We start from the raw sequence: 21,931 nt of genomic DNA on the forward strand, positions 1-21,931 counted from the left end.
CGCGCCCGGTCAGCACCGGGACACCCCCTGATCGAGGCCGCAAGGTAGGACGAAACGCCGCTAACGTCGCGCCGCCGCCGCCGCTAAGGTGATCAAGCTCGGGGGAGTGGAACGATCCGAAACCCTTGGAGGTCCTTGTGCGCCTGCACCGTCTCGCCGCACTGCCCGTCGCCGGGTTACTCGCCACGGCCGCCCTCACCACCGTCCCGGCGCCGGCCAACGCCGCGGCGGCGCCGAAGGTGTTGAAGTTCGGCCAGTCGATCCGCATCGCGGGGGAGAAGGGGCGCCCGCTCCGCATCGCTCCGGTCGGCGTCTACTACCACCAGCCCAGCCAGGCGAAGTTCGCCCAGCCGCGAGAGAAGTGGTTCGTCGCCATCGCGGTCAAGGTGACGGCCCTGTCCAAGCCCGAGCGCATCCCGGGCCCCCCAGAGGGCAGCGACTGGCGCATCCGGATCGGCGGCCGCGCCTACACCACCACCTCCGGCAACGCGACCAGTAGCCCGTGGGTAGGCCGTACAGACGGCCCCTGGATCACCATCCAGCCGGGCAGCCCGGAAGTGCTCTACTACTCATTCGACCTTCCCAAGACGGGCGGCACCCTGGAGTGGTCGACGCCGAAAGGCGTGACCCGCTGGAAGATCCCCACCGCCAAGTACGGCAATGCCGCCGTGATCAAGCCCGTCCTCGACGCCATCGCCGACTACGAGGGCAACTAAGAGGGTGTTGCTGAACTTTTGATCTTGGGAACCCGCTGCCTCCGGGATGGGTGAGATCGGGGGCGAGTGCAGTCGTGGCCTCAGAGCGCTGGTGTTCATGCTGAGGGTTGGGTCAGTGTGCTGGTGTGCCGGTGACGGACGGGCGGTGTTGCCCGACCTGTGGGACGCGGCCGTTCTGGATGTCAGCCCCGACACCGCCGCCCGCCGCTACCGCACCTGACGGCGAGCTGGCACCTCATCGAGCGGCGCTCACGCACTGATCGAGAAAGCCTTGGCGTGTGCAGCCGTCGGGATGGTGAGATGGCACGATGATCAACCACGACGAGGCGGCTGTCCGACCGTTGACATTGGCTTGGGTGAGCCGGCATCTGGAGGTCGGCGAACGGATAGTCGAAACCGAGGCGCTGCACGGCGGCATCAATGCCGAGATGCGGAGGCTGACCATCGGCACGCGGCACGGAGGCACCCGTGACCTGGTGCTGCGGACCTTAGTCAACATGGAGTACGCCGAGGACTGGCTGAACAGGGAGGCCGGCGCCCTGACCCTGCTCACGGGGACCGACGTGCCGGTTCCTGGACTGGTCGCGGTTGATCCGACCGCCGCGCATTGCGAGTATCCCTCGCTCCTCATGACACATCTGGCGGGCCGAACGGTCCTCGACGATGAGGGATTGGAGACACGCGTCCCTCTGCTGGCCCGTCAACTCGCGGCGATCCATGCGCTGCGGCCCGCCGAGCGGCCCCGGAAGTATGTGACGCTGACGACCGCCGACACCGTCGTGGTTCCGAAGGGCGCCGACGCTGCGGTATGGGCCGCGGCGATCGACGTGATCCGCAAGCCCGCGCCGCCCTATGAAGGGCGATTCCTGCACCGGGACTTCCAGCCCGGCAACGTGCTGTTCGCCATGTCGCCCCCAAGCCCGGCAGGTGCCCGGATCACCGGCGTCGTCGACTGGGCCGCGACCTCCTGGGGCCCGGCAGACCTCGATGTCGCGCACTGCTCCACCAATCTCGCGCTGCTGCACGGACCGGCGTGGGGTCTGCGGTTCGCTGAGGCGTATGAGGAAGCCGGCGGGGTGCTGGCCGCGGCCACGAGCGAGCGGCTGTACTGGCAGGTGCGGGACGCGCTGGCGGCTTCAGAAGAGGTGCAGGTGGTGTCGCAGCCATGGAGGGAGGCAGGAAGGGCAGAGTTGACGACGCGATCCGTGGAGGAGCGGCTGGACGCCTATGTCATCGCCCTGATGGACGCGCTGGGCTGAGCCCTGGCGGTCCGGCTGCAGCCCGACCCCATCGGAGGTTCGAAAACACCCTCTAAGCCGCCGGGGGTGGTCCGTCGTGACCGCGCCTGCCGCCCGCGCCGGACGCACTCGATCAAAGATACGACCTGCCTGCCGCCCCAACGGGAGTGCAGGCATGCACTACAAGCAACTTCCGTCATGAAAGGAGCCATTTGTGAACATCAGGATTGGTAGACGCGTGACCGCCCTTACGTCATCGGGCGTGCTGGCAGTGGCCCTGCTGTCGGTCGGTGGAGTGGCCACCGCCTCGTCGGCCTCACCGGAAGTCCATGCCTGTGTCAGCAAGGTGACCCGTCTCGTCCGCATCGTCGACTCGGCAGGCTCGTGTCTTCCCACCGAGGCCCACGTCGCATGGGCCGCCGAAGGACCCGCAGGACCGGAAGGCCCTGAAGGGCAGCGCGGCCCCCAAGGAGAGCAGGGTCCCCAGGGCGACACCGGTCCTGCCGGGCCCAAGGGCGACACCGGAGACACCGGCCCGCAGGGACCGCAGGGCGAGCAAGGCACGCAGGGACCGCAGGGACCGCAGGGACCGCAGGGACCGCAGGGACCGCAGGGACCGCAGGGGCCCAAGGGAGACCCGGGCGGCATTCGGGGCGCCGAGGTCAAGACCGGCTTCTTCAGCGGTTCGACGGGGGGAGTGATGTGTGACCCCGGCATGATTGCCACAGGTGGTGGCTACAAGGTCAACAACGGGAATGGGACGGTCTACCAGAGCCTCCCCGTCTTCGGGACAGACATGCGGCCGGACGGCTGGGAGATCATGGTCGGGAGCAGCGGGAGCGCGTCCGGAACGATCTACGTCATCTGCGCGCCATGGGGCTAGCCCTCTACAAACTCCAAGGCGAAACGGCCGAGAGCTGGCTCCTCCGTGACCGCGACTGAGCTCACGTCGGCACGTCCGGCCTGACCAACCCCCGGAGGCCCTCGCCGACTGTCCGGCGGAGGCCTCCGTCACTAAGCCGAACCGGGCGCCTGCCACAGGGTGCGCCCGATCCGCTCCGCGTCCTCATCGCCGCGCGGCCTCGATGGGCAGTTCCACGGGCCGCGCGGCCGCCGCGCCGCGACAGCCTCCCAGCCCGCCGCCTTCAGCGACGCCCCGTTCTCATCGGCCCGCGTGTAGGTGATCATCCGTGTGAAGCCCATCGGTCGCGCGGCCCGCCAGGACGCCGAGTACAGGGCCGAACAGGCGTTGCGGGTGCCATCCGTCGCGCACCGGGTCACTTCCAGCGTCCGGCCGTTGTCGAACAAGCGGGCCACCGGACGACCGACGATCGCGACCCCGACGAGGCTTTCGCCCTCGGCCAGCGTGCCGGTCTGCGGATCGAGCTCATCAACCACAGCGCCGATGGAGAACTTGTGCCCGCGCGGGGCCCGTAAGTGCCGGTGCTCGCCGTCCACGAACGCGCACGCCTGCGCGAACGTGACCGGCACCAGCCGAAGCACGTTCACCCCGCAGCCGCCAGGAACTCGAGGATCGCCTGACCGGCGTGCAGCTGCTCGGCGGTGAGCGTCTTCACCTCTTCTGGCAGCGCCGAGGGGGCGGTCGAGTCGGGGTGAACCATCGGCTCGGGCGGCAGCTCGGGCGGCTGGCGGCGGGTCGGGTCGTGCTCGTCGGGGACGTCGACGCCGGCCTCTCGCATGATCTCCTTGAGCATGTCTACGGCCTGCTGCATCCGTCGCAGGTTGCGGTCGGACAGGACGCGCCCGGCTTTCACCTCCAGGCCGGGGGAGTGGTGTTTGAGGGCCAGGCCGTCATCGTCCTCCGGCGTCTCCAGGTCCTCCACCGGCTCGGCAAGCTCCGGCGCGGCCGCGGGCTGTGCGGGCTCGGCTGGGCCTGCGAGGGGGAAGTCCTCGTGATCGTCCTCGACCGCGAGCGTCAGCGTGCCGAAGGTGACCGGCGTGACCTCCACTGGGGCAGGCATGGGGTTGCCGGGCTGGAGGTAGGTGAGCGTCATGTGCGGGGTGAACCCGTGATCGCCCGCGTACCAGATCCCGGCCTCGTCCAACGCGGCCACGACCTTCTGCCGAAGCTCGGTCAGGCCGGGCACGTCCACCGGCACCCACGCCGGGATGCCGTCGTCGCCCTCGGGGAAGACGCCGACGCCGCCGATGATGCCCGACAGCGGGCCCGCCTCGGCGGCCACCTTCTCCACGATCAGCGCCGCCTCGGCCAGCGCCGCATCGTCCAGGCCCTCACCGAGGTAGGCGAGCGTCACGTGCAGCTCGGCCGCCGGTAGCCCGCCATCGACGGCCACCTGCTGGGCGACGTCGGCGGGGATGGTGAGCGACACCATTGACCGCAGCTCGTCCACGCTGCGCGGCTCCTCGCCCTCGTCGGCGGCGGGTTCGTCGTAGCCGTCGAGCAGGTCGCCCCACCCGTCATCGGCGCCCGGGTCGGCCTTCCGCTCGGTGTCGGGCAGGCCGGACTTCACGCTGAGCGTCATCGTGTGCGAGGCGGCGCCGAACAGGACCTGCGAGTACTCGAACCAGTCCAGGTCGTAGATGCGTCTGATGCCGGTCTTGGTGTCCTTGCGGGCGCCGCCGGGCGGCACCGAGTAGCCGATGCTCCACTCCTGCTCATTCGTCTCGGAGTAGAACTTGGCCTCTTCGTACGCCTGGCAGCCGCGCTTGGTGTTCAGGTTGTAGAACGCGCGTACGAACATCGCGCCCGCCCCCGCAGGCCACGGTTTGCCGTCCTTCGTCTCCTTCGGCAGCCGCGGGTCGCCGGGGAGCCACTCCTCGTACTCCTCTGCGCGGGACACCCACGCCTTGGTGTCGTGGGAGTGGATGCCCTTCGGCTTGCGCAGGGCGATCGTGCGGGAGAACGCGCCGGGCATGATGATGTCGCCGACGTTGTCCTCGATCCCCGTGATCGCGACGAGGCAGCGGATTGTCCCCACGGGGTCATCTGCTGCGGCGGCGATCGGCGAGACCGCCACCGACTTCTGTTCGAGCTGCACCTGCACCTTGGGCCCCCTCCCGGCGTATGAACCGGGGCAGAGTGCCTGAAACCGGCGCTAACGTCGTTTAGGGCACACCTGGAACTGCGTCAGGCTGGCAGGTGTCCTCCGGTAGTTGTGGCGTCGATGAACCGCTCCACTGTTCCCCTGACGTCTCCCGACCGAGTTACCAACTCGTCAAAGGTCTCGACCATGTGCATGTACAAGACAAGATCCATTGCCTGATTCGCGAGTGTGAGTATCGTTTCGTCATCGGTGACCAGTCGAACTCGATAGAGGGCTTGATATGCCGCCACGCGACTGGAAGCCTGCGCCGTTTTCGCCTCAGCGTAGGCGGACGGATTGGAGGAGGACTCCAGGCGGGCCGCCCACTGGTCGGCCTGCCGCGTCCTCAGTTCTAAGACAGCCCCGGCGAAGGCGCTGTACACAGTCATCCGCTCTTGCCGGATTCGCTCGTTGCGCGCGAAATTCTCGTTCCGTACCAGAGTGCGGCCCTGGAAGAAGAAGGTCATTCCGGAGCCGATAAGCGTGCCGAGGACTGCGATGAGCGAGGAGTAGACGGCCTGCATAGTCCGAGTGGAACACAGACTCGGGGAAGGGACGAGAGCGCAACGCACCGCCCCCTTCCCCGAGTACGGGTGTCGGATCAGGCGTAGGTGAAGCCGTTCGCCTTCGATACCGGACCGGCGTCCGTGGTGACCTGCACGGCCACCGCGCCAGCCGCCTTCGCTGGCGTCCGGCACGTGATGGTGGTGTCGTCCACGACGACCACGTTGGTGGCGGCCGTGCCGCCGAACGCCACCGCCGCACCGGGCGTGAAACTGCTGCCCTTGACGGTGACCTGGGTGCCGCCCGCCGCCGCGCCCGTCACCGGAAACACGGACTCGATCGCCGCCGTGGGGAAACACCGGTTGAACACCGACGCGCGGACAACCGCACCGGCTGGGAACCGCAGCGACATGCGGCCTTCCGGGAAGCTCGTGCCGTCCGGCCGGGACCCCTCGTACAGGTCCTCACTGATCTTGATGAGCGGGTCCACCTCCGCGTAGGCGGCCGTCTTCGCGGTGGCCGCCGTCTTGGTGAGCTGCGTGTAGGTGCTGCCGCTCTTGGCGTACAAGGTCATCTCTACCCCCAGTCGTGGTGTGGGGATGGCAGGCGGGTCGGCCGGCACCAGGACGACCACGCGCGGCGCCCACAGCGTCAGGTACAGCAGCAGGAGCGCCGCGCCGAGCATGACGCCGATCATGAAACCGACACGCCACCAGATCCCCGAATCCATGAGGCGGGAGGATGCACCGCCCGGAGGCTTAAGTCATCTCGGCAAGCTCCTCTAAGTGTCCGGACCGACGAGCAAACCTCTCTCTGGTCCGCCTCGATGCCGTACCCAGTTCGGCCAACAATGATCCCGGATGCGGAGAGCGGGGAAATCGGCACTTGCTCGCCACGGTAGACGCCGGACACAGCAGATCAATTACTTGCTGGTTCGCGGATCATCGCTAAGTTTGAAGGTCCTTGGATTAACTTCAAAGAACCTTGGACCATATCTGACGTCGGCAACATACACCCGGTCGAGCGCCTTAAATGACCCAAAGTTCTCCGGCTTATCGCCACCCAGACCCGATATTTTATACCAACTCCCATTATTGTCTATAATTTTCCGAACGATCTTGTCTCCATGCAGGATCACAAGGGCCAATCTGAAGTTGCAGTAATTCTTGTGCGCCATTACAAAGACTTGGAAAACGACCTGCTCACTCTTCTTCAGGCTAACGCTATTCTTCTCGAAATAAGCACCCTGCCACTCCCTCTCTGCGTCCTTATGATACATTTGCGCTAAGGGCTTGGACTGGTCCAGGTCGAAGCCTATACCGATGTTGCCCTCACCGCCCTGCTCGAAGGCGACGAAGGCTGTACCATGGACCGGCACGCACGTCTTTTCCACCTGCATATCAAGTATTCGCACCGGCGACTCGCTACGTCCTTCAACGACCAGCTTCAATGCAAGGCCGCGTGGAATCACTCCGCCAATCTTGGGCATAAGCGCGTCCGCTTGGTCGCTGAAGAGCTTTTTGGTGATCGAACCTACATCCGTTTTGGAGAAATCAGTTCGATCAGGGAAGACCCAAGAGTAATCTCCAGCCTCTTTCCGTTCCACAGTCACAGGCTTGATCGATATAGGAGCCTCCGATGTAGACACCTGCGGAGATGCTGTAGCACCAACTGCTATGCTGGCGCTCGCACGAGTCGTGGGCTCTTCGCTGCCAACAATCTTCTTGGCGGTGTCAGAGACCACCGTTGTTACTGCCGCCGTGATGGCAGCAGCCAATATGCCCGCGAGCCACACCAAAGGCTTCCGCAGCAAGCGTGCCCACGTACTCTCGCGCCTCTTCGGGCGCCGCGGGGGAAGCCTGGCCGAATTCTTCTTCAGGCGCACAGGGACCTCGATCGATGGAGTGAACGCGACTCTCTCACGATCAACTCAAGCACTCTAGATCGCAAGCGATTCTGAGAAAAACAAAATGATCTCTAACGATTCGACTACTACGCCCATGATCGAGACCTTCAGCAGTGCCCTGTCACACAGAAACACGCGCTGACCTGGCAAACCTTATGGCTGTCCCATTTTGGCTGAATTAGGAAGCCTCGATGTGCGACAGTCTGAACCCCACATTTTGGATCTCCAGGCATCAGGCAACGGCTACCGGACTGCTCGGCTTCAACGTTAAGCACCGACGGTTGCAGGTCTGCTTCAGTCCTCTGTCACGTCTACTACCTCGGTCCATGCAGACAATGCAGCCAGCACCGAGGTCGGGTTGTTGACGTCGAGCCGGATCATGGGCCCGTGCGGCACGTCGACCAGGTCGCCGTCGCGGACGCGCAGCAGCGACACCGCCCGAGGGGAGCCGGACACGACGCCGACCGTGTCGGCCGCCTCCGGACGCGGTTCGCCTACCGTCACCGCGTAGGCGACGCCATCGACGTACCCGTACACCTTTTCCACCTGCTCATGCCTCCTGCTCGTCGTAGGCGACCGCCCCGGCCGCCGGGGGCCGCACCTGAAGGTAGGCGTCCACGAACGCGAACCGCTGCGGCCCCTTCGGGTAGGGGCAGGCCGTGATCGGCCGCCCGGCCCACGCCGTGGTGCGGCCCGCGGTGCGGGCGGCGTCCAGCGCCACCCGCGACACGCCATCGCTCATCTGGTCAGCTCCCTTACCGGTTGAAGTCTCGTGCCGCGCGGCCCGCCTGCGCGGCCCGCCGATCCCGTTCCCTGCCGAGCATCTGCGCCTTGAACTCGGTGAAGTTCATCCAGCCGTGCGCGTCGAACCAGCGGCGCAGTTCCTCGGACGCGTACTTGCGGGCGCTGTCGCGGCGGCCCGAGAACAGACTCTTCTCATCGATGCCAGCCGCGACGCCCTGCGGGTTGAGCAGGTAGCCCTTGGTGTCGGCCACCGCCTGAAGGTACTGGTCGTGCACCCACAGGTCATAGTGCCGCCTGGCCATCTGGTCGCGGGTCTCCCCGGCCGCCCGGTCGCCGGCCCGCACGTCGCGTTCCACCTGCTCGTACGACAGGCCGTGAACCTGTGCCCACGCCTCCAGCTCCGGCACGCCCTCGGCGATGAGCTGGTCGACGCGGGCCGACCGCTCGGCAAACGCCCGATCCTCCTCATCCTGCTGGCGCCGCTCGGCTTCCCACGCCTCCATCGCGGCGCTGATCCGGGCCACGCTGTAGTCGTCGTCCACCTGCCCGAGCAGCGCCACCAGGTCGCCAAGGTCCAGCCGTTCGAGCTCGACCCCAGCCAGCGGGTCACCCGTCTTGGCGTCGAGCCGGTCGAGGGCGGCCATCACCTGGGCGACCTCGTCCGGGTTGCCCCACACCTTCGCGAGCAGCACGCGAAGCTCGGCCTCCGACAGCTCCGACAGATTGACGCCGGTCAGCGGGGACCGGCGCGGCCCATCCTGGCCAGTGCCGAGCAGCGCCAGGGCGCCGAACGTGAACGCGCGGTGGTCGGCGTCGTTGTCCGCGTACGTGGACCCGGCCATCAGCGTCTCCACGCCGACCGTGAACAGCTCGAACGAGTTGTCGTTGTATTCGCGGGTGCTGTACGCGTCGTCAAACCCGCCTTCCCGGTAGCGGATGGTCTCGGCGCCGTTCGGCTTCTCCTGGATCGGGTGACGCTCCCGCTCGCCGACAGGCCCGGTCGAGGTGCGATCCCACAGGAACGCCCGCTCGGCCGCCACCAGGCCCGGCACGATCTTCTCCATGTGGTGCCCGAGCTCGTGCACCGATCCGCGGGTCGCGGAGTTGTTGCCCACCATCTGCGACCCGGGCGTCTCTTCCTCCACCCACTGGCCGTTGACGGGGACACTGTTCCGCGCCGCCTCCCACGGCAGCGTGATCCGCGGCTTGCTGCCGAAGATGCCGCGCTCGGCGTAGTTGCCGATCCCCGGTTCGAGGTTGATCGGCCCGTCTTCGCGGGCTAGCGCCAGCCAGTCGGACGGGTAGCCCGCCTCGGCGATCCGCATGGCTTGCAGGAGCCGGTTCGAGTCGAGCAGAGGCACGCCGTACGTGAGGTAGGAGGGACCTTCGCCGCCGAGATTACGCACGCTTGACAGTGCCTCGATGGCGGCCTGGCGGCGGGCCTCTCGGCGGGCGCGCATGTTCGCCATGACGTCGTCGGCGGCGGCCCGGTAGGCGGCGATGGCGTCGTCGCGCTCCTTGGCCTCGTCTGCGTATGCCTCCTCCCACGCCCTCGCGGCCTTGCGCTTCACGTCCGGCGGTGCGCCCGCGTTGAGCGCCCTCATCGAGGAGAACCCGAACTGCTTGGCGACCTTGGTGCGGGTGCGCTTCTTCGCGGCGATCAGGTTCCGGTCAGCGACGTAGGCGTCTTCCCGCAGGGCGCGGGCCCGCTCCGCGATCTCCTCGAACTTGGCCTCGATCCCCTTGGGATCGGCGGCCGCGAGCCGGGCGCGGTAGATCTCGTCCAGGTCCGCGCCGGCCGCGCGCATCACGGCGAGGTGCCGCATCGCGTGCTCGCCAGGCCCGCCATCGGCGGCGACGTCGTCCACCCACGTCGTGACGGTGTCGGCGGTAGGCGCCTGCCCGGCCTCCAGGTTGGCCAGGTTGGTCGGCTGGAACACCGGCCGCTGCACCTGCTTGCGACCCACGTTGGCCAGGTCTTCCGGCAGCGCGGCCCGGTAGGCGGCCATCCTGGCGGGAAGGTCAGCCTCCTTCACGGCGGGCACGTCCGGCGTGGCCGTGTCCGTCACGCCCGCCAGATTGGCCTTGGCCAGGGCCTCGCCCGCCCGCGTCAGCGAGTCGGACGGCGGCATGTCTCGGTACTGGACCATGACCCGGCGCAGTGCCTGATCCCAAGACTCGCCCGGTAGCGGGTCGATCTCGCCGATCGCCGTGACCATGTTCGCCGCGGCCCGGTCGCGCACCTCTGCGACGACGGGCTTCAGGGCGCGGACGATCTCGGCGTGCTGCTCGTCGGTGGGCGGGTTGAGCGCGTCCGCCACCTGCTCGGCCAGGCCCTCGGGTTGCCGCTGCCACACCTCCTCAAGGCGGGTGAGCGCCTGCGAGTACACCTCGTCGTCGCCCCGTTCGCGGGCGGGCACGAGCGGCCTGGTGTCGAGCTCGCCCAGCAGCGTCGCGGCCACCTGCCGGTACAGGCCGGTCTCCGCGTCCGCGAGCGCCCGGGTTACGGCGCGCTTGCGGGCGCGCTGCCCCTGCGCCTCCATCTCGGCGCGAAGCCGCTCCTCGGCCCCGGCGCCGCCCTTCGCCTGCCGGATGATCTCCGTTCCGTCGAGCAGCGGAGCCAGGTCCGTGTCGCCGTCGTAGCCGCGCAGGAATGCCGTGTTGCCGATCTGCAGCCCATCGTCGTCGTAGACGCCCATGAGCGCCGTGACAACACCTGCCTGTGTGTTGCCGGCGGCGTCGGTGACGGTGATCCGGTCGCCCACCTCGACCTGTGTGGGGCTGATGATGCCGTCGCCGCTGCTGTTGTCGATCGCCGCGTCCCACGGCTGCGGTCGAGACAGTTCGCCGCGCCAGGTACGCACCACGGAGGGCCCGCCCCGTGAGGACAGGGTGACCCGCTCCTGCTGGAGTGGGCGGTCGTCGTCGTCCAGGGTGGCGAGATCCACCTGCCACTCTTCGGTGTCGGCGAACGGCTTCGATGTCTTGCGGATCGCCATCACCCGCCCGATCGGGGAGTTCCCGACCGGGTGGCGGATCGCGTCGCCGACCTCCAGTCGGTCCGGGTGGATGTGCTCCTCTGGGTCGAACTCGTCATCCGGGGTGGGCGGCACGTCCACGTCGTCGGGCAGGTCAGGCATCAACCAGACGTCCACCCCGGCGGCGAGGATGCGCTGCTCGCGCCGACCGTCGCCGTGCTCCACCGTGGCGACCACGAACGGCATGCGCGGCGTCGGCTTCACGTCGACCACTCGCACCGGCTGAATCTCGCCGCCCGCGCTGTCCGGGATGGCGATGATGTCGCCGGCGGTCAGGTTCTCGGGGTAGGCCTTCTCCGGAGCGTCACGGTGCGGCTCGTGCGGCGGCGCCGGGTATCCGGCCAACCGGGCGTAGGAGGCGTCCACCCAGGACGCGGCCCGCTCCAGCGCCCGCCGCTGCACGGCGGGCCGGTCCTGGGCGGCCAGCGTGCGCAGGTACTGGCCGAGGGCCCGCATCTGCTCAGCGCTGACCGGTTGCGACGCCCGCAACCGGGCGGCCGCTGTACGCGCCATCTCGGGGGCGTTCTCGTCGTCCTCGATCGCCAGGCCGAGCACCCGCTTACGGATGTCCGACCGGAGCCGCACCCTGGTGGCGGGGGTGCCGTCATCGAGCGCGGTGATCGTGGAGCGCGGCTTGCGCTCTCGCGGCGGGCGCGGCTTGCGCGGCCTCTTTATGCGAAGCCCGCGCCCGCGCGTCACCGTCTCGCCGGCGTCCGCGTCGACCAGGCTGGGCCCGTTGGGTCCGAGCACCTCGAACGTGATCCGGTCGCCGTCCCAGTCGATCGTGGTGACCTTGGCGGCGGTGCCGTCGTCGTCGATCAGCCACTCGCCCACCACGACGTCGGCCGCGGGCACCTGGCCGACCTCCGGGGGTTTCCGGCCGCCGGAGCGCTTGGTGACCTGCGTGCCTTCCTTGCGGGCGCGGATCGTCCGCCGGTCCTGGCTGTCCCGCTCGGTGGTGAAGGTGATGTCACCGGCCTTGGTGACCTCCTCCACGACGACGGTTTCGTCACCGGCCGGGGTGTCCACCCGGTCGTCCGGCTGGAGATCCTCGGCGGGCGCGGGCTCCGGGGTGCCGTCGTCGGCGATCCGGTCGGCGTCGGCCTTGGCCTGCTCCCACTCGGCCGCGCGGCGGCGCGCGTCACCCTCACGCCCGCCTGCCATGCGCAGCCGGTCGGCCAGGGTGGAGCGGAGTGTCTTGAGCTGTGCCTGACGCGCCCAGTGGGTGGCGGTCTCTTCGGCCGAGGCAAGCTCGGCGTCGGCGCGCAGCCATGCGTCCTCGATCTCGCGCCGGGATGCGCCGCTGCCCCGCTCGGCGGCGGCCTCGAACGCCTCGACGGCGTCGGCCAGGCTGGTGCCGCCCTCTTCTTCCAGCATCTGGCGGCGCCGCTCGGCCTGCTCGGCGCGGTTGGCCTCGCGGGCCTGTTCGCGGCTGTCGCGCAGCCTGGCGGCCTCGGCCGCCGACGTGGCCGCCTCATCCGTACCGAGACGATCAACAGCGTCTACGAGCCGTACAAGGCCGGGATCGGCCACGTAGCGGGCGGGCTGGTTGCCTTCCGTCTCGACCACGTCGCGGAGCCGTACGGCGCTTCCGGGCCGGTAGTTGTCCGGGACGGTGCCCTCCCACACCCGCCCATCGGGCTGGGCGAGCCGGGTGCCGCCGCCACGGGTGCGGACACGACGCACGCCGTCGCTGGTGCGGACGATCCGGATGCGGTCGCCCGGCTGCAGGGCCTCCGGCTCCACTGTCTCCGTGCCCCGCACCGCGTCGGCCGCAGGCTCGTCCGCCGGAGCGGGCTCGTCCACGTCGGCCGGCGGCGCGGACTCGACGTCCTCGGCGGTGTCAGGCGCAGGCTCGGCCGGAGCGCTGGCACGGGCCCGCCGTTCCTGGGTGCGCTGCCGCCGCTCCTCCGACGTGGACGACCTCGGCCGGTCGTACCCCGCGTCACGAGCCATGCGTCGTACCTGGGGGATCAGCTCCGACAGCCAGTCGCGATTGGGGGAGTACACCTGCCGCCCGTAGCTGTCCCGCCAGCCAGGCTCACCGGCCAGGCCGTCGCGCACGTCCTCGATCTCGTCCTCGGCGAGCTGGACCATGTCACGGACGCGCGCCATGTACGCCTCGAACTCATCATCACCCTCGGGGCCATCACCGAATTCGGGGAAGCCGTCGTCAATGACCGCCAGCAGGTCGCCGACCGCGTCGGCCGCCGTAGACGCGTCGTACCGGTCGCGCAGTTCGCGCTCCCAATCGGCGGGTGCCAGGTTTGCCGGGCTCGCGGTGGGCGCGGTCGGCCAATCACGGTCACCCTCCGACTGGGGCTCGGGGGCGGGAGCCGACTCCTGCACCGCGGCTTGGCCGACGTCGCCCACCGGCTCGGGCTCATCCATCAGGGTCGGGCCTGCATCGTCGGGACTTCCCGCGCGGGAAGTCCCGTCCGTCACGGACTCGTCTGGTTCATCCACGTCGGGCAGCACGTCGGCGGCCTGGCTGGCTGCGACGTCGGGGGAGTCGGGCACATCCGAGACGGCGAACCCGTCGTCGTCGGCGTGCACGGTGGGCGTCGGGTCGTCCAGGGTGACGTTCAGGTCCGGGTCCGGATCGGTCGCCGGGTCCGGCATCGGCGCCGGGCGCAGCGAATCGAGTTGCCCCTTCAGCAGCACCAACTCCTGAGCCGCGGCCTTGTACGGGTCGCCGTCCGGGTTCCCCTTCAGCTCGTCCAGGTGCGACTGGACGCGGATGATCTCGCCGAGGAGCCGCGATCGCTCCCGGGCCTCGGCGAGCTGCCCGGCCTTGCTGAACGGCCTGCCGACCGCGCCCCGCATCTTCGCGGCCTGCTCCTCCAGGTGGGCGATGCGCTTCTCCGCAGCCTCGATCTGCGGCTCCAGGCCAGCGAGCCGGTTCTCCAGCGCGCGAAGGATGCCGTTCCCGGACCCGTCCGTGAGCTGTTGCCCCCGATAGGAGGAGACGCCGCCGGAGAAGTCGAACCCGACGTCGATCACCCGGTACAGCTGGTCGCCGTAGTAGCGGCGCGTCTTGGTGGCGTACACGGTGTGCCCGCCGAGTTCGCCGATGGGGATCGGCCGGTCCTCGGCGGCGGGCCCGTCCCGCACGTCGCGGATGGCCTTCAGCAGCGGCTCGTAGATGTCGGTGCGCTTGTCGGTCTCGAGGTCGCCGACCTTCATGACGAAGTTGTCGCCGCGCGTGTCCACCCGGGCGGCGATCGCCTCGTGCCACTCGCCGATGTCGGCGGTGAGTTCCCTGACCATCTGCTCGGCGCGGGTGATCTGCTGGGACAGGTTGCCCTGGTTGCGGTCGTGGGCGCGGTCGAGGCGTTCCAGCCGGTTCAGCTCCGTGTCGGCCTTGGCCTTGTCCATCAGGTACGGGTTGCCGGTCGCCAACGCCTTCACCTCGGCGAAGGAGAGGGCGGCGTCGCCGATGTCCTCGATCTCGCGGACGTCGAGGCTTCCCTTCTTCATCTGGGCGATGAACTTTTGTTTTCTTTCGACGGTTTGCCAGCTATATCCGTCAAACATCCCCTCCGTCACGTAACGGAGGATTCGGACGTCCTTGTCGTGGTGGTCCAGGTTGAAGTTGCCCTGACGCTCCACGCGCCCCTCGCGCTGGGCGAGGTCAGCCGGCCGCCACGGACAGTCCATGTGGTGCAGGGCGACCGCGCGCGCCTGGACGTTCGTGCCCGTGCCCATCTTCTCCGTGGAGCCGAGCAGGACGGCGATCTTGCCGTTGCGGGCGTCCTCGAACAGCTTCGCCTTCTGCGCGTCGGTGTTCGCCTCGTGGATGTAGCGGATCTTCTCGGCCGGGACACCCCGGGCGACGAGCTGGGCCTTCATCTCGTCGTAGGCGGCCCACGTCGACGTGTCGCCGTCCCCGGACGGGGCGTCCCCGGGCGCGTCGTCCACCGCGCCCTTCGGCTCGGGAATCTTGAAGACCTTGTCGCCGGGACGGACCTCCAGGAAGTCGGCAGAGCCCTCAAGGTCGACCAGGAACATCTCCGCGTTGTCGTCCCACGTGACCTTGTTGACGCGGCGCGGCACACCCCTGTCGCTCAGCCAGTGACCGGCCTTGAGCTTCTCGACCGTGATGTTGGACCCTCGGGGCTTGCCGGGCTTCTTCTTCGGCGTGCCCTGGTCCATGAAAACGATCTGGAGCGCGCCCGGGGTCGGGTGCAGGTCCTCGGAGTCCTTGCGGACGGGGTACTGCCAGTCCTTGGAGTGCTGGTAGATCTCGGCGATCTTCTCGGCGGCGATGTCGAGCTTGCCACCGGACTGCTGCATGTTCGGGTCGATGAGCCGCATGTCCAGCGCGGCCCGCTTGCCGTCGCCGGAGATCTTGAGCATGTTGTCCTCGACGATCCGGGTGTCCGGGTCGTCGGCGTCTGGCTCGCCGTTCTCGGCGATCCACTCCTCTTCGGGGACGCCGTTGATCCACCGGCGCGGGTTGCTCGACCGGACCGCTTCGGCGCGCTGGCCGAGGTCCTGGATGTAGTCGAGCTGCTCGGTCGAGGCGGGGACGACGATGGTTTCGCCGCGGTTGCCGTTGGCGTCCTTGCGGACGGGCGGCGTCGGCAGGCCGAGGTCGTCGGCCGTCTTGACGTCGGCGAACACCCGGTAGAGGCGCAGCAGCTCCGGAACGTTGCGGAACTTCGCGAAGCGCGCCTTCTGCCGGAAGCCGTTGCCGTCCGGGTTGAGCTCGATGTCGGTGATGACGTCGCCGAACGTGGCCGCCCACGTGTCGAAGTCGTCGATCCCGGCCTCTTCGAGCAGGTCCGGGCGCAGGTACCGCATCATCACGTACGCCTCGGTGACGCTGTTCGCGATATCGGTGCCGGTGGCGAACGTGACGACCCGCCCGGACTCGGTCTTGCCGCGCAGGTGGTGAAGCTTCATGTGCAGGTCGCTGGCGCGGCCCGAACCGTCGATCCCCGCGCCCTCGATCCGCGAGGGGGTGCGCAGGTTTTTGTACATGTGGGCTTCGTCGACGAACAGGTAGTCGATGCCCGTGTGCTCGAAGTAGACGTTGCCCTCGTCGCGCTTGGCGCCGGCGAGCTTGGCTTTGATCTTCTCCTCGGCCTGGACGAGCTGCCGCATCAGCCTCTTCAGCAGGCGGGAGTCATCCCCGAACAACTTGGCCCGCTCGACGGCGTCGCGCAGCTTCTGCAACTCGTCGTCCCGGTACGCCTGCTGCACGTCCGGGTGCATGTCGATCTTCTCGAACGCCTTCTGGGTGAGGATGATGGCGTCCCAGTCGCCGGTCGCCGCCCTGGCGACGAACTCGCGCCGCTTGTCCTTCTCCAGGTCCTTCGTCCCTGCGGCGAGAATCTTGGCGTTCGGGTACAGCTCCAGGAACTCGCGGGTGAACTGCTCCAACATGTGGTTCGGGACCACGATGCTCGGCTTGCGCGCCATGCCGGTGCGGCGCAGCTCCATCGCGCCCATCACCATTTCGGCGGTCTTGCCAGCACCCACCTCGTGGGCGAGCAGCGCGGCCGGCTCGTTGACGATGCGGGCGACGGCCGCCTTCTGGTGCTCGCGCGGCTTCCAGTCGTGCGCCAGGCCGGGCAGGAGCGGGTTCGCCCCGTCGTAGGAGCGGAGCACGATGCTGTTGAAGCGGTCGTTGTAGATGCGGGCCAGGCGCTCGGCGCGGTCCGGGTTCTCCCACACCCATTCGCTGAACCGCTCGCTCAGCTCCTGGGCTTTCTGCTGTGCCTCGATCGTCCCGGCCGGGTCGGCAACGCTGCCGCCGCCCGGCGTGGATGCGGTGACCTTGATCGTGGACTGGCGTAGCAGCGACTCGGCGATCTCGATGGCCGACCACGACTTACGGTCCGTGCCGTACGTGTGGCGGGCCTCGTACCCTTCCTTGTTGCCGTTGACCTCCCACAGCGACCCGCCCGCGTGGTTGACCTTCACGCTCGGGTCGTTGAGGACTTCGCGCAGGAACTCCTGCACAGTGTCGGCGTTGATCCACGCCGCACCCATGCGGGCGTCGATCTCGCCCGGGGTGAGGTCGCGGGGGAGGACCTCCTCCAGCGCCGCGGCGTTGAGCGCGAACCTCGGGTCGTTCTCGGCCGCCTGCCTCGCGATGGCGAGCTTCTGCCGGACGTTGCCGGACAGGTAGTCGGCCGCCGCCACGTGCGGCTGCTGGCCGGGCAGGAAGTACGGCTCGCCCGACTCGGTGTAGAACGGCGGCTGGTCGTAGACGCGGTTGCCGAGACGCTGTCGCGCCGTCGGCTCGTCGACGCCGAGCAGCTTGGCGACCTCGGCCATGCGGAGTTCGCCGAACCGGTCGATGACGACGGCCAGGGCCTCGCCCGGGTCGTCCGTGGACGTGATGGGCTTCTTCGCGGCCACGACCCGCTTGGACAGGATGTCGGCCTTGCGGGCGTTGCCGGTGTCGGCGTCGTAGTCGTCCAGCGCGAACACGATCGCGCCTGCCGGGTCGGACCGCATGAAGCCGACCGCGGTGGAGGCCTTCTCCGACTCGGCAACGTTGCGGCCTTCGCCGTCCGCCTTCTCCTTCGCCTCGGCCGGGGTGAATCGGCGGTTGGCGCGCTTGGAGATCGCCCCCCACTTGCGGGTGTAGGCGTCGTAGCGGCGGTTCAGTTCGGCGCGCAGCTCGTCCATGCGCGGCGTGTCCGTCTCGGACGCGTTCTCCTCTGCGAGGAGGGCGCGGGCGACGTCGCGCAGCCCCACCAGCGCGGTGAGCTGGTCGACCTGTGTGGGGTGGATGTTGGCCGGGTTGGCGGCGCCCCGCTGCACTTGGGAGAACGAGCCGTCGTCGTTGAGGTGCAGCGCCCCGTCGTGGCCTTCGTGGCGGGAGACGAGCTGCAGCCGCTCCACCGGCTCGGCCGACTGCTCGAACACGTCGCCGCGCTGCTGGGCGTCGGCCACGATCCGGTCGAGCGCTTCGCGCATCGCGGGGGCGGCGTCGCGGTCGCCCTTCACGATGACGTCGTGGTCGGTGAACTGGCCGCGCCCGGTCGTCTGCTCGCCGAGGATGTTCTCCGGGTGCGCCTGGAAGTAGGTGTTGATCGGGTGCTGGCTGCCGTTGACGTCCGTCTTGGGCGCGTTGATCCACGACGTGTCCCCGGCCGGTTCGCCCTCCCCGCGCTTGCGGAAGACGAGCAGGTCGGTGACAACGTCGGTGCCTGCGGCCTTGCGGTGGGCGCCGGACGGGAGACGGACTGCGCCGACGAGGTCGCCCATGCTGGCCATCTCGCGCCGCGCCGAGGAGTCCTCGGAGTCCATCGTGTAGCGGCTGGTGATGACGGCAACCAGGCCGCCGGGCTTGGTCAGGCCGAGGCTCTTGAGGATGAAGTGGTTGTGGATCGAGTGCTTCCGCTCGGGGTTGTACTCCTGGTCCACGAGCCAGTAGTCGCCGAACGGCACGTTGCCGACGACCGCGTCGAACGAGCCCGCGGGGGCGCGCGTGTCGGCGAACGACTCGTTGCGGACGACGGCGTCCGGGTACAGCGCCTGGGAGATGCCCGCCGTGGTGGGATCGAGCTCCACGCCGGTCATGTGCGCGCCCTCGGGCGCCAGGCCGATGAACGTGCCGGAGCCGGAGCCGGGTTCGAGCACGTTGCCGCCGTCGAAGCCCAGCGCGCGGACGGCGTCCCACACCTCCGACACGATGGCGGCGTCGGTGTAGTGGGCGTTGAGCGTGTTGACCTCGGCGTTGCGCCACTCGGCGTCGCTCAGCATCGAGCGGAGCTCGGCCCGCTCGGGAGCGAACGACTCCCACCGTTTCAGGGCGCGGTCGAACTTGGCCGGGTCGGGGTTGCCGTCGTCGTCGCGGAACCGCTTCTTCTGCGGCAGCGGCCGCGACTCCAGCACGATCGGGAGCGAACCCCAGCCCGACCAGCGGGCCAGGATGCGCCGCTCCTCCTCCGTCGCCGGGCGGTCCTCGGCCTGGAGCGTGCGCAGGGTGCGGACGGCCGCGATGTTGGCGCGCGCCTTTGCCTTCTCACCCGCCGGGGCCAGGTCCTCCTGGGAGGAGGGCCGGAAGTTGCCGGAGGCTACGCCGGCGGCAGTTCCTCGTTCTCCCTGCCGGGCTCGGGCGTCAGGTACACCTCTTCGTCCAGCACCATCGCCCAGGCTGTCGTCTCGGCGTTCCGCTTCCTGCCCAGCCGGTCCTCGAAGCTCTCGCCCTCGATCGGCTTGCCGGCCAGTTCCTCGGCCCGCTCGTCCACCAGGTCCTCCACCCGGTACGCCAGCGCCAGCAGGTGCTCGTCCGGATCCTCCAGTTCGGCGTACGCCTTCGGCAGGTACGTCTCCCAGTACCGGCGGGCGAGACTCACTAGCTCGTCCGTCGTCATCGCCATCGGTTCCTCCCTCGGCCGGGCTTCCTTCGGTCGGCGCTGGCCCGGTCTTGGGGGCGCCCATTGTAGAACTTACAGTAGCAGATTCGTCACTCTCTGTGCCAGCCTGTGGCAGTTTGTCCGCCGGATGGGCAGTCTCCCATTCCTGCCGGGCACGCCCAACGGCGCGGTTCGTCTTTGTGATCTCGTCCTGGGCGATGTCCCGCCTCGGCATGTGACGGGGCAGCCCCTGGTAGGCGGCGTTCAGCTCCCGCTGATAGCTGGAAGTGGCCTGGATGACGGCGTCCCGGTCGTCACCGCCGAGGGCCTCCACCAGGCGTCCGCGCGCCGTCGCGAGACGCTGCTCCACGTCGCGGGGCAGCAGGCCCGGACGGACCGACAGGTCACGCTCCAGCCGCCGTCCCTCATCCGGCGCGGCGGCGCTGCCGTCGTCCTCGGGCAGCGGCTCCCAGCTGCGCAGCACGGTCAGCTTGGCGTTCCACGAGCGGGCTTCCGACGCGCGCCGCCCGTCCTTCATCACGTAGGAGATGCGGCCCCGTGCCCGCGGGCCCGTCCCCACCTTCTCCGGAACGCCGAGGATGATCACCTCTCGACCGCCGCGCCCGCCCGGGTTCGGCAAGAACACGCGGTCGCCTCGGTCGAGGTCCTTCAGCAGCGGCGTGAACTCGTCCGTGTCCGGTTGGCCGCGCAGCTCCGTACGCGCCCACGCCGCCAGGTCCTCGTCACTGCCCTTGCGCCGCCAATGCGACTGGATCACCTGCCGGTTGCGTTCCATGCGCGCCCGGGTCGCGTCGTTCATGTCCGGCCACGCGTCGAACACCTCGCCGGTCAACCGGAGCGCGCGGCCGTAGTCGCCGGCCTCGAACGCTTCCTTGGCCTGCTTGGACAGCTCTTTGGCGCGCTCCTCACCTCCGGCGTCCGCCGTGGCGGTGTCCGTGGCGGTCTCGGCCCGTTCCTCAGGCTCGTCGGCGCGCTCCCGCGCCGGCCCGCCGTCCTCCTGGGCGGCACGGTCGCGCTCGCGTCGCTCGGGCTCGGCCTGGGCGCGCTCAGGCCGCTCCGGCTCAGCCTGGGCGGGCCCAGCCGCCGTGCTGGGCTCGTCCTCCGGGTTCCGGTCCCGGTCGCGCTCGTGCGCGGTGAACATGTCCTCAGTACCCTGCGCCTCACGACCGACGTCGGAGAACAGGCCACCCTGCGGAGCGGTCCGAACCGGCGCGGCACCGCCACGGCGCTGCTGCTGGGCGTCGGCCTTGCCGGTCTTGTGCACGGCGTGGTCCTCATCCAGCGGCCAATCAAGACCGTCACCGTCCAGACGGCCGCCGCCGCCCGCGCCCTGCCATTGGGCTCCATCCCGCCGCAGGTGCACCGTGGAGCCGCCGAACATGTCGGTCTCGACGCCCTCGACCACGCCGCGAACGGTCACCGTCGCGCCCGGCCTGGGCGGGTTCTTCGCCCCCTGCCCCGAGAACTGCTCGACGTTTGCGGCCGTGACGGGGATGTCGAATGTCACCCGATCCCCGGTCTCGAGGTCGCCCGGCACCACGGTGCTCGGCGTGGCTGGCGTCTTGGCGGGCGGCGCGTCGGCCTGAACGGTCTGCGCGGTGGTGTCGGCCCTCCTGGCGGGCCTCTCGGTGGAGCCCGACTCGCGGTCGTCATCCGCGAGCACGTCGGAGATGAGGTCGCGCGCCATCTGCTCCGCGTTCGGGTCGCCGTTGGCGATCGCCTTCGACACCCGCGCCAGAGCATCGGTGGGGACCAGCCGGACCCTCGGGTCCGTGTCGGCCGAGTAGACCGTCTCGAACTGGCCGCCCCCAACGTTCAGCTCGACCTTGTGCCCGTAGACGCCGTCCACGGGCACGCGGTTGACCTTGGAGATCAGGCCGATCCGCGCTACCTCATTGCCGTCTTCGTCCTGCCCGTACATGAGGATCGTGGCGTTGCCGTCCGTCAGGTCCGCGAGCCTCATGCGGCTGGTGTCGGCCGGGGTGACGTCCTCGGCGTCCGGGCTGGCCTGCTCGACCTGCATCGCCTTCGGCGCGGAGTCGGCCCGCCCGGTCGGCTTGCCGCCGCCGGGCCGCTTCTGCACGGTCAGGTAGTTGCGGTGGATCCGCTGGAGACGCCCGTCCTCCATGCGGACCTCAAGCCGGCCACCGCCCACGTTCTTGACAACGGTGCCGCGGCCGCCGCCCCACACCGACACCAGGGCGTTCGTCTCAATGAACCGGCCCTTGCGGTCGCGCGGGTGCAGGTCGTCATCGAACTTGACGCCGAACCCGCGGCGTGCCTTGACATCCCAAGCATCGTAGTCGGACAAACCAGCCCCCATGCCCCCGGCGTGTGCGTGCGAGGGTGCAGGGTGCCGACTTGCGGCGTTAGTGTCG

Annotated in this window: 11 protein-coding genes; 3 read left to right on the top strand and 8 right to left on the bottom strand. The window is 69.0% G+C overall.

Going from position 1 to position 21,931, the window contains the following annotated elements:
* Positions 1 to 137 precede the first annotated feature (137 nt).
* The 3 genes from ACFKCF_RS36195 to ACFKCF_RS36205 all read left to right on the top strand — a co-directional run bounded on the left by ACFKCF_RS36195 (position 138) and on the right by ACFKCF_RS36205 (position 2,837).
* Positions 138 to 716, top strand: coding sequence for a hypothetical protein (locus ACFKCF_RS36195; RefSeq protein WP_394499799.1), 579 nt, complete (start codon positions 138 to 140; stop codon positions 714 to 716).
* Between the two features lie 308 nt (positions 717 to 1,024).
* The gene (locus ACFKCF_RS36200; protein ID WP_394499800.1) at positions 1,025 to 1,975 is read left to right on the top strand and encodes a phosphotransferase family protein; all 951 of its coding nucleotides are present in this window, start codon (positions 1,025 to 1,027) and stop codon (positions 1,973 to 1,975) included.
* Positions 1,976 to 2,168: 193 nt separating this feature from the next.
* Complete coding sequence (locus ACFKCF_RS36205; RefSeq protein WP_394499801.1) at positions 2,169 to 2,837, top strand: hypothetical protein; 669 nt, start codon at positions 2,169 to 2,171, stop codon at positions 2,835 to 2,837.
* A 131-nt stretch (positions 2,838 to 2,968) separates the two neighbouring features.
* Here the strand turns inward: ACFKCF_RS36205 and ACFKCF_RS36210 are convergent, their stop codons facing one another.
* From ACFKCF_RS36210 to ACFKCF_RS36245, 8 genes are all read right to left on the bottom strand, one after another.
* Positions 2,969 to 3,457: an XF1762 family protein gene (locus ACFKCF_RS36210; protein ID WP_394499802.1), complete on the bottom strand. Its 489-nt coding sequence runs from the start codon at positions 3,455 to 3,457 to the stop codon at positions 2,969 to 2,971.
* 2 nt (positions 3,458 to 3,459) lie between these two features.
* Positions 3,460 to 4,974 (bottom strand): 2'-5' RNA ligase family protein, encoded by a 1,515-nt coding sequence (locus ACFKCF_RS36215; protein ID WP_394499803.1) that lies wholly within the window; start codon positions 4,972 to 4,974, stop codon positions 3,460 to 3,462.
* An 89-nt stretch (positions 4,975 to 5,063) separates the two neighbouring features.
* A complete protein-coding gene (locus tag ACFKCF_RS36220) occupies positions 5,064 to 5,543 on the bottom strand; it encodes a hypothetical protein (RefSeq protein ID WP_394499804.1) in 480 nt (159 codons plus the stop codon).
* 77 nt (positions 5,544 to 5,620) lie between these two features.
* Positions 5,621 to 6,253: an IPT/TIG domain-containing protein gene (locus tag ACFKCF_RS36225; protein ID WP_394499805.1), complete on the bottom strand. Its 633-nt coding sequence runs from the start codon at positions 6,251 to 6,253 to the stop codon at positions 5,621 to 5,623.
* Positions 6,254 to 6,445: 192 nt separating this feature from the next.
* A complete protein-coding gene (locus tag ACFKCF_RS36230; RefSeq protein ID WP_394499806.1) occupies positions 6,446 to 7,318 on the bottom strand; it encodes a hypothetical protein in 873 nt (290 codons plus the stop codon).
* A gap of 405 nt (positions 7,319 to 7,723) precedes the next feature.
* Positions 7,724 to 7,975, bottom strand: coding sequence for a hypothetical protein (locus ACFKCF_RS36235; RefSeq protein ID WP_394499807.1), 252 nt, complete (start codon positions 7,973 to 7,975; stop codon positions 7,724 to 7,726).
* Between the two features lie 4 nt (positions 7,976 to 7,979).
* The gene (locus tag ACFKCF_RS36240) at positions 7,980 to 8,171 is read right to left on the bottom strand and encodes a hypothetical protein (protein ID WP_394499808.1); all 192 of its coding nucleotides are present in this window, start codon (positions 8,169 to 8,171) and stop codon (positions 7,980 to 7,982) included.
* Between the two features lie 13 nt (positions 8,172 to 8,184).
* Positions 8,185 to 21,864, bottom strand: a complete 13,680-nt coding sequence (locus ACFKCF_RS36245) for a helicase-related protein (protein ID WP_394499809.1) — start codon at positions 21,862 to 21,864, stop codon at positions 8,185 to 8,187.
* Between the last annotated feature and the right edge of the window lie 67 nt (positions 21,865 to 21,931).

Origin of the sequence: Nonomuraea sp. JJY05 (assembly GCF_043496855.1) — a bacterium.
GTDB lineage: Bacteria > Actinomycetota > Actinomycetes > Streptosporangiales > Streptosporangiaceae > Nonomuraea.

Bases quoted from the DNA above. Each gene is read 5' to 3' on its own strand.
- ACFKCF_RS36220 (WP_394499804.1), bottom strand. From the start codon at position 5,543: ATGCAGGCCGTCTACTCCTCGCTCATCGCAGTCCTCGGCACGCTTATC.
- ACFKCF_RS36240 (WP_394499808.1), bottom strand. From the start codon at position 8,171: ATGAGCGATGGCGTGTCGCGGGTGGCGCTGGACGCCGCCCGCACCGCG.
- ACFKCF_RS36200 (WP_394499800.1), top strand. From the start codon at position 1,025: ATGATCAACCACGACGAGGCGGCTGTCCGACCGTTGACATTGGCTTGG.
- ACFKCF_RS36225 (WP_394499805.1), bottom strand. From the start codon at position 6,253: ATGGATTCGGGGATCTGGTGGCGTGTCGGTTTCATGATCGGCGTCATG.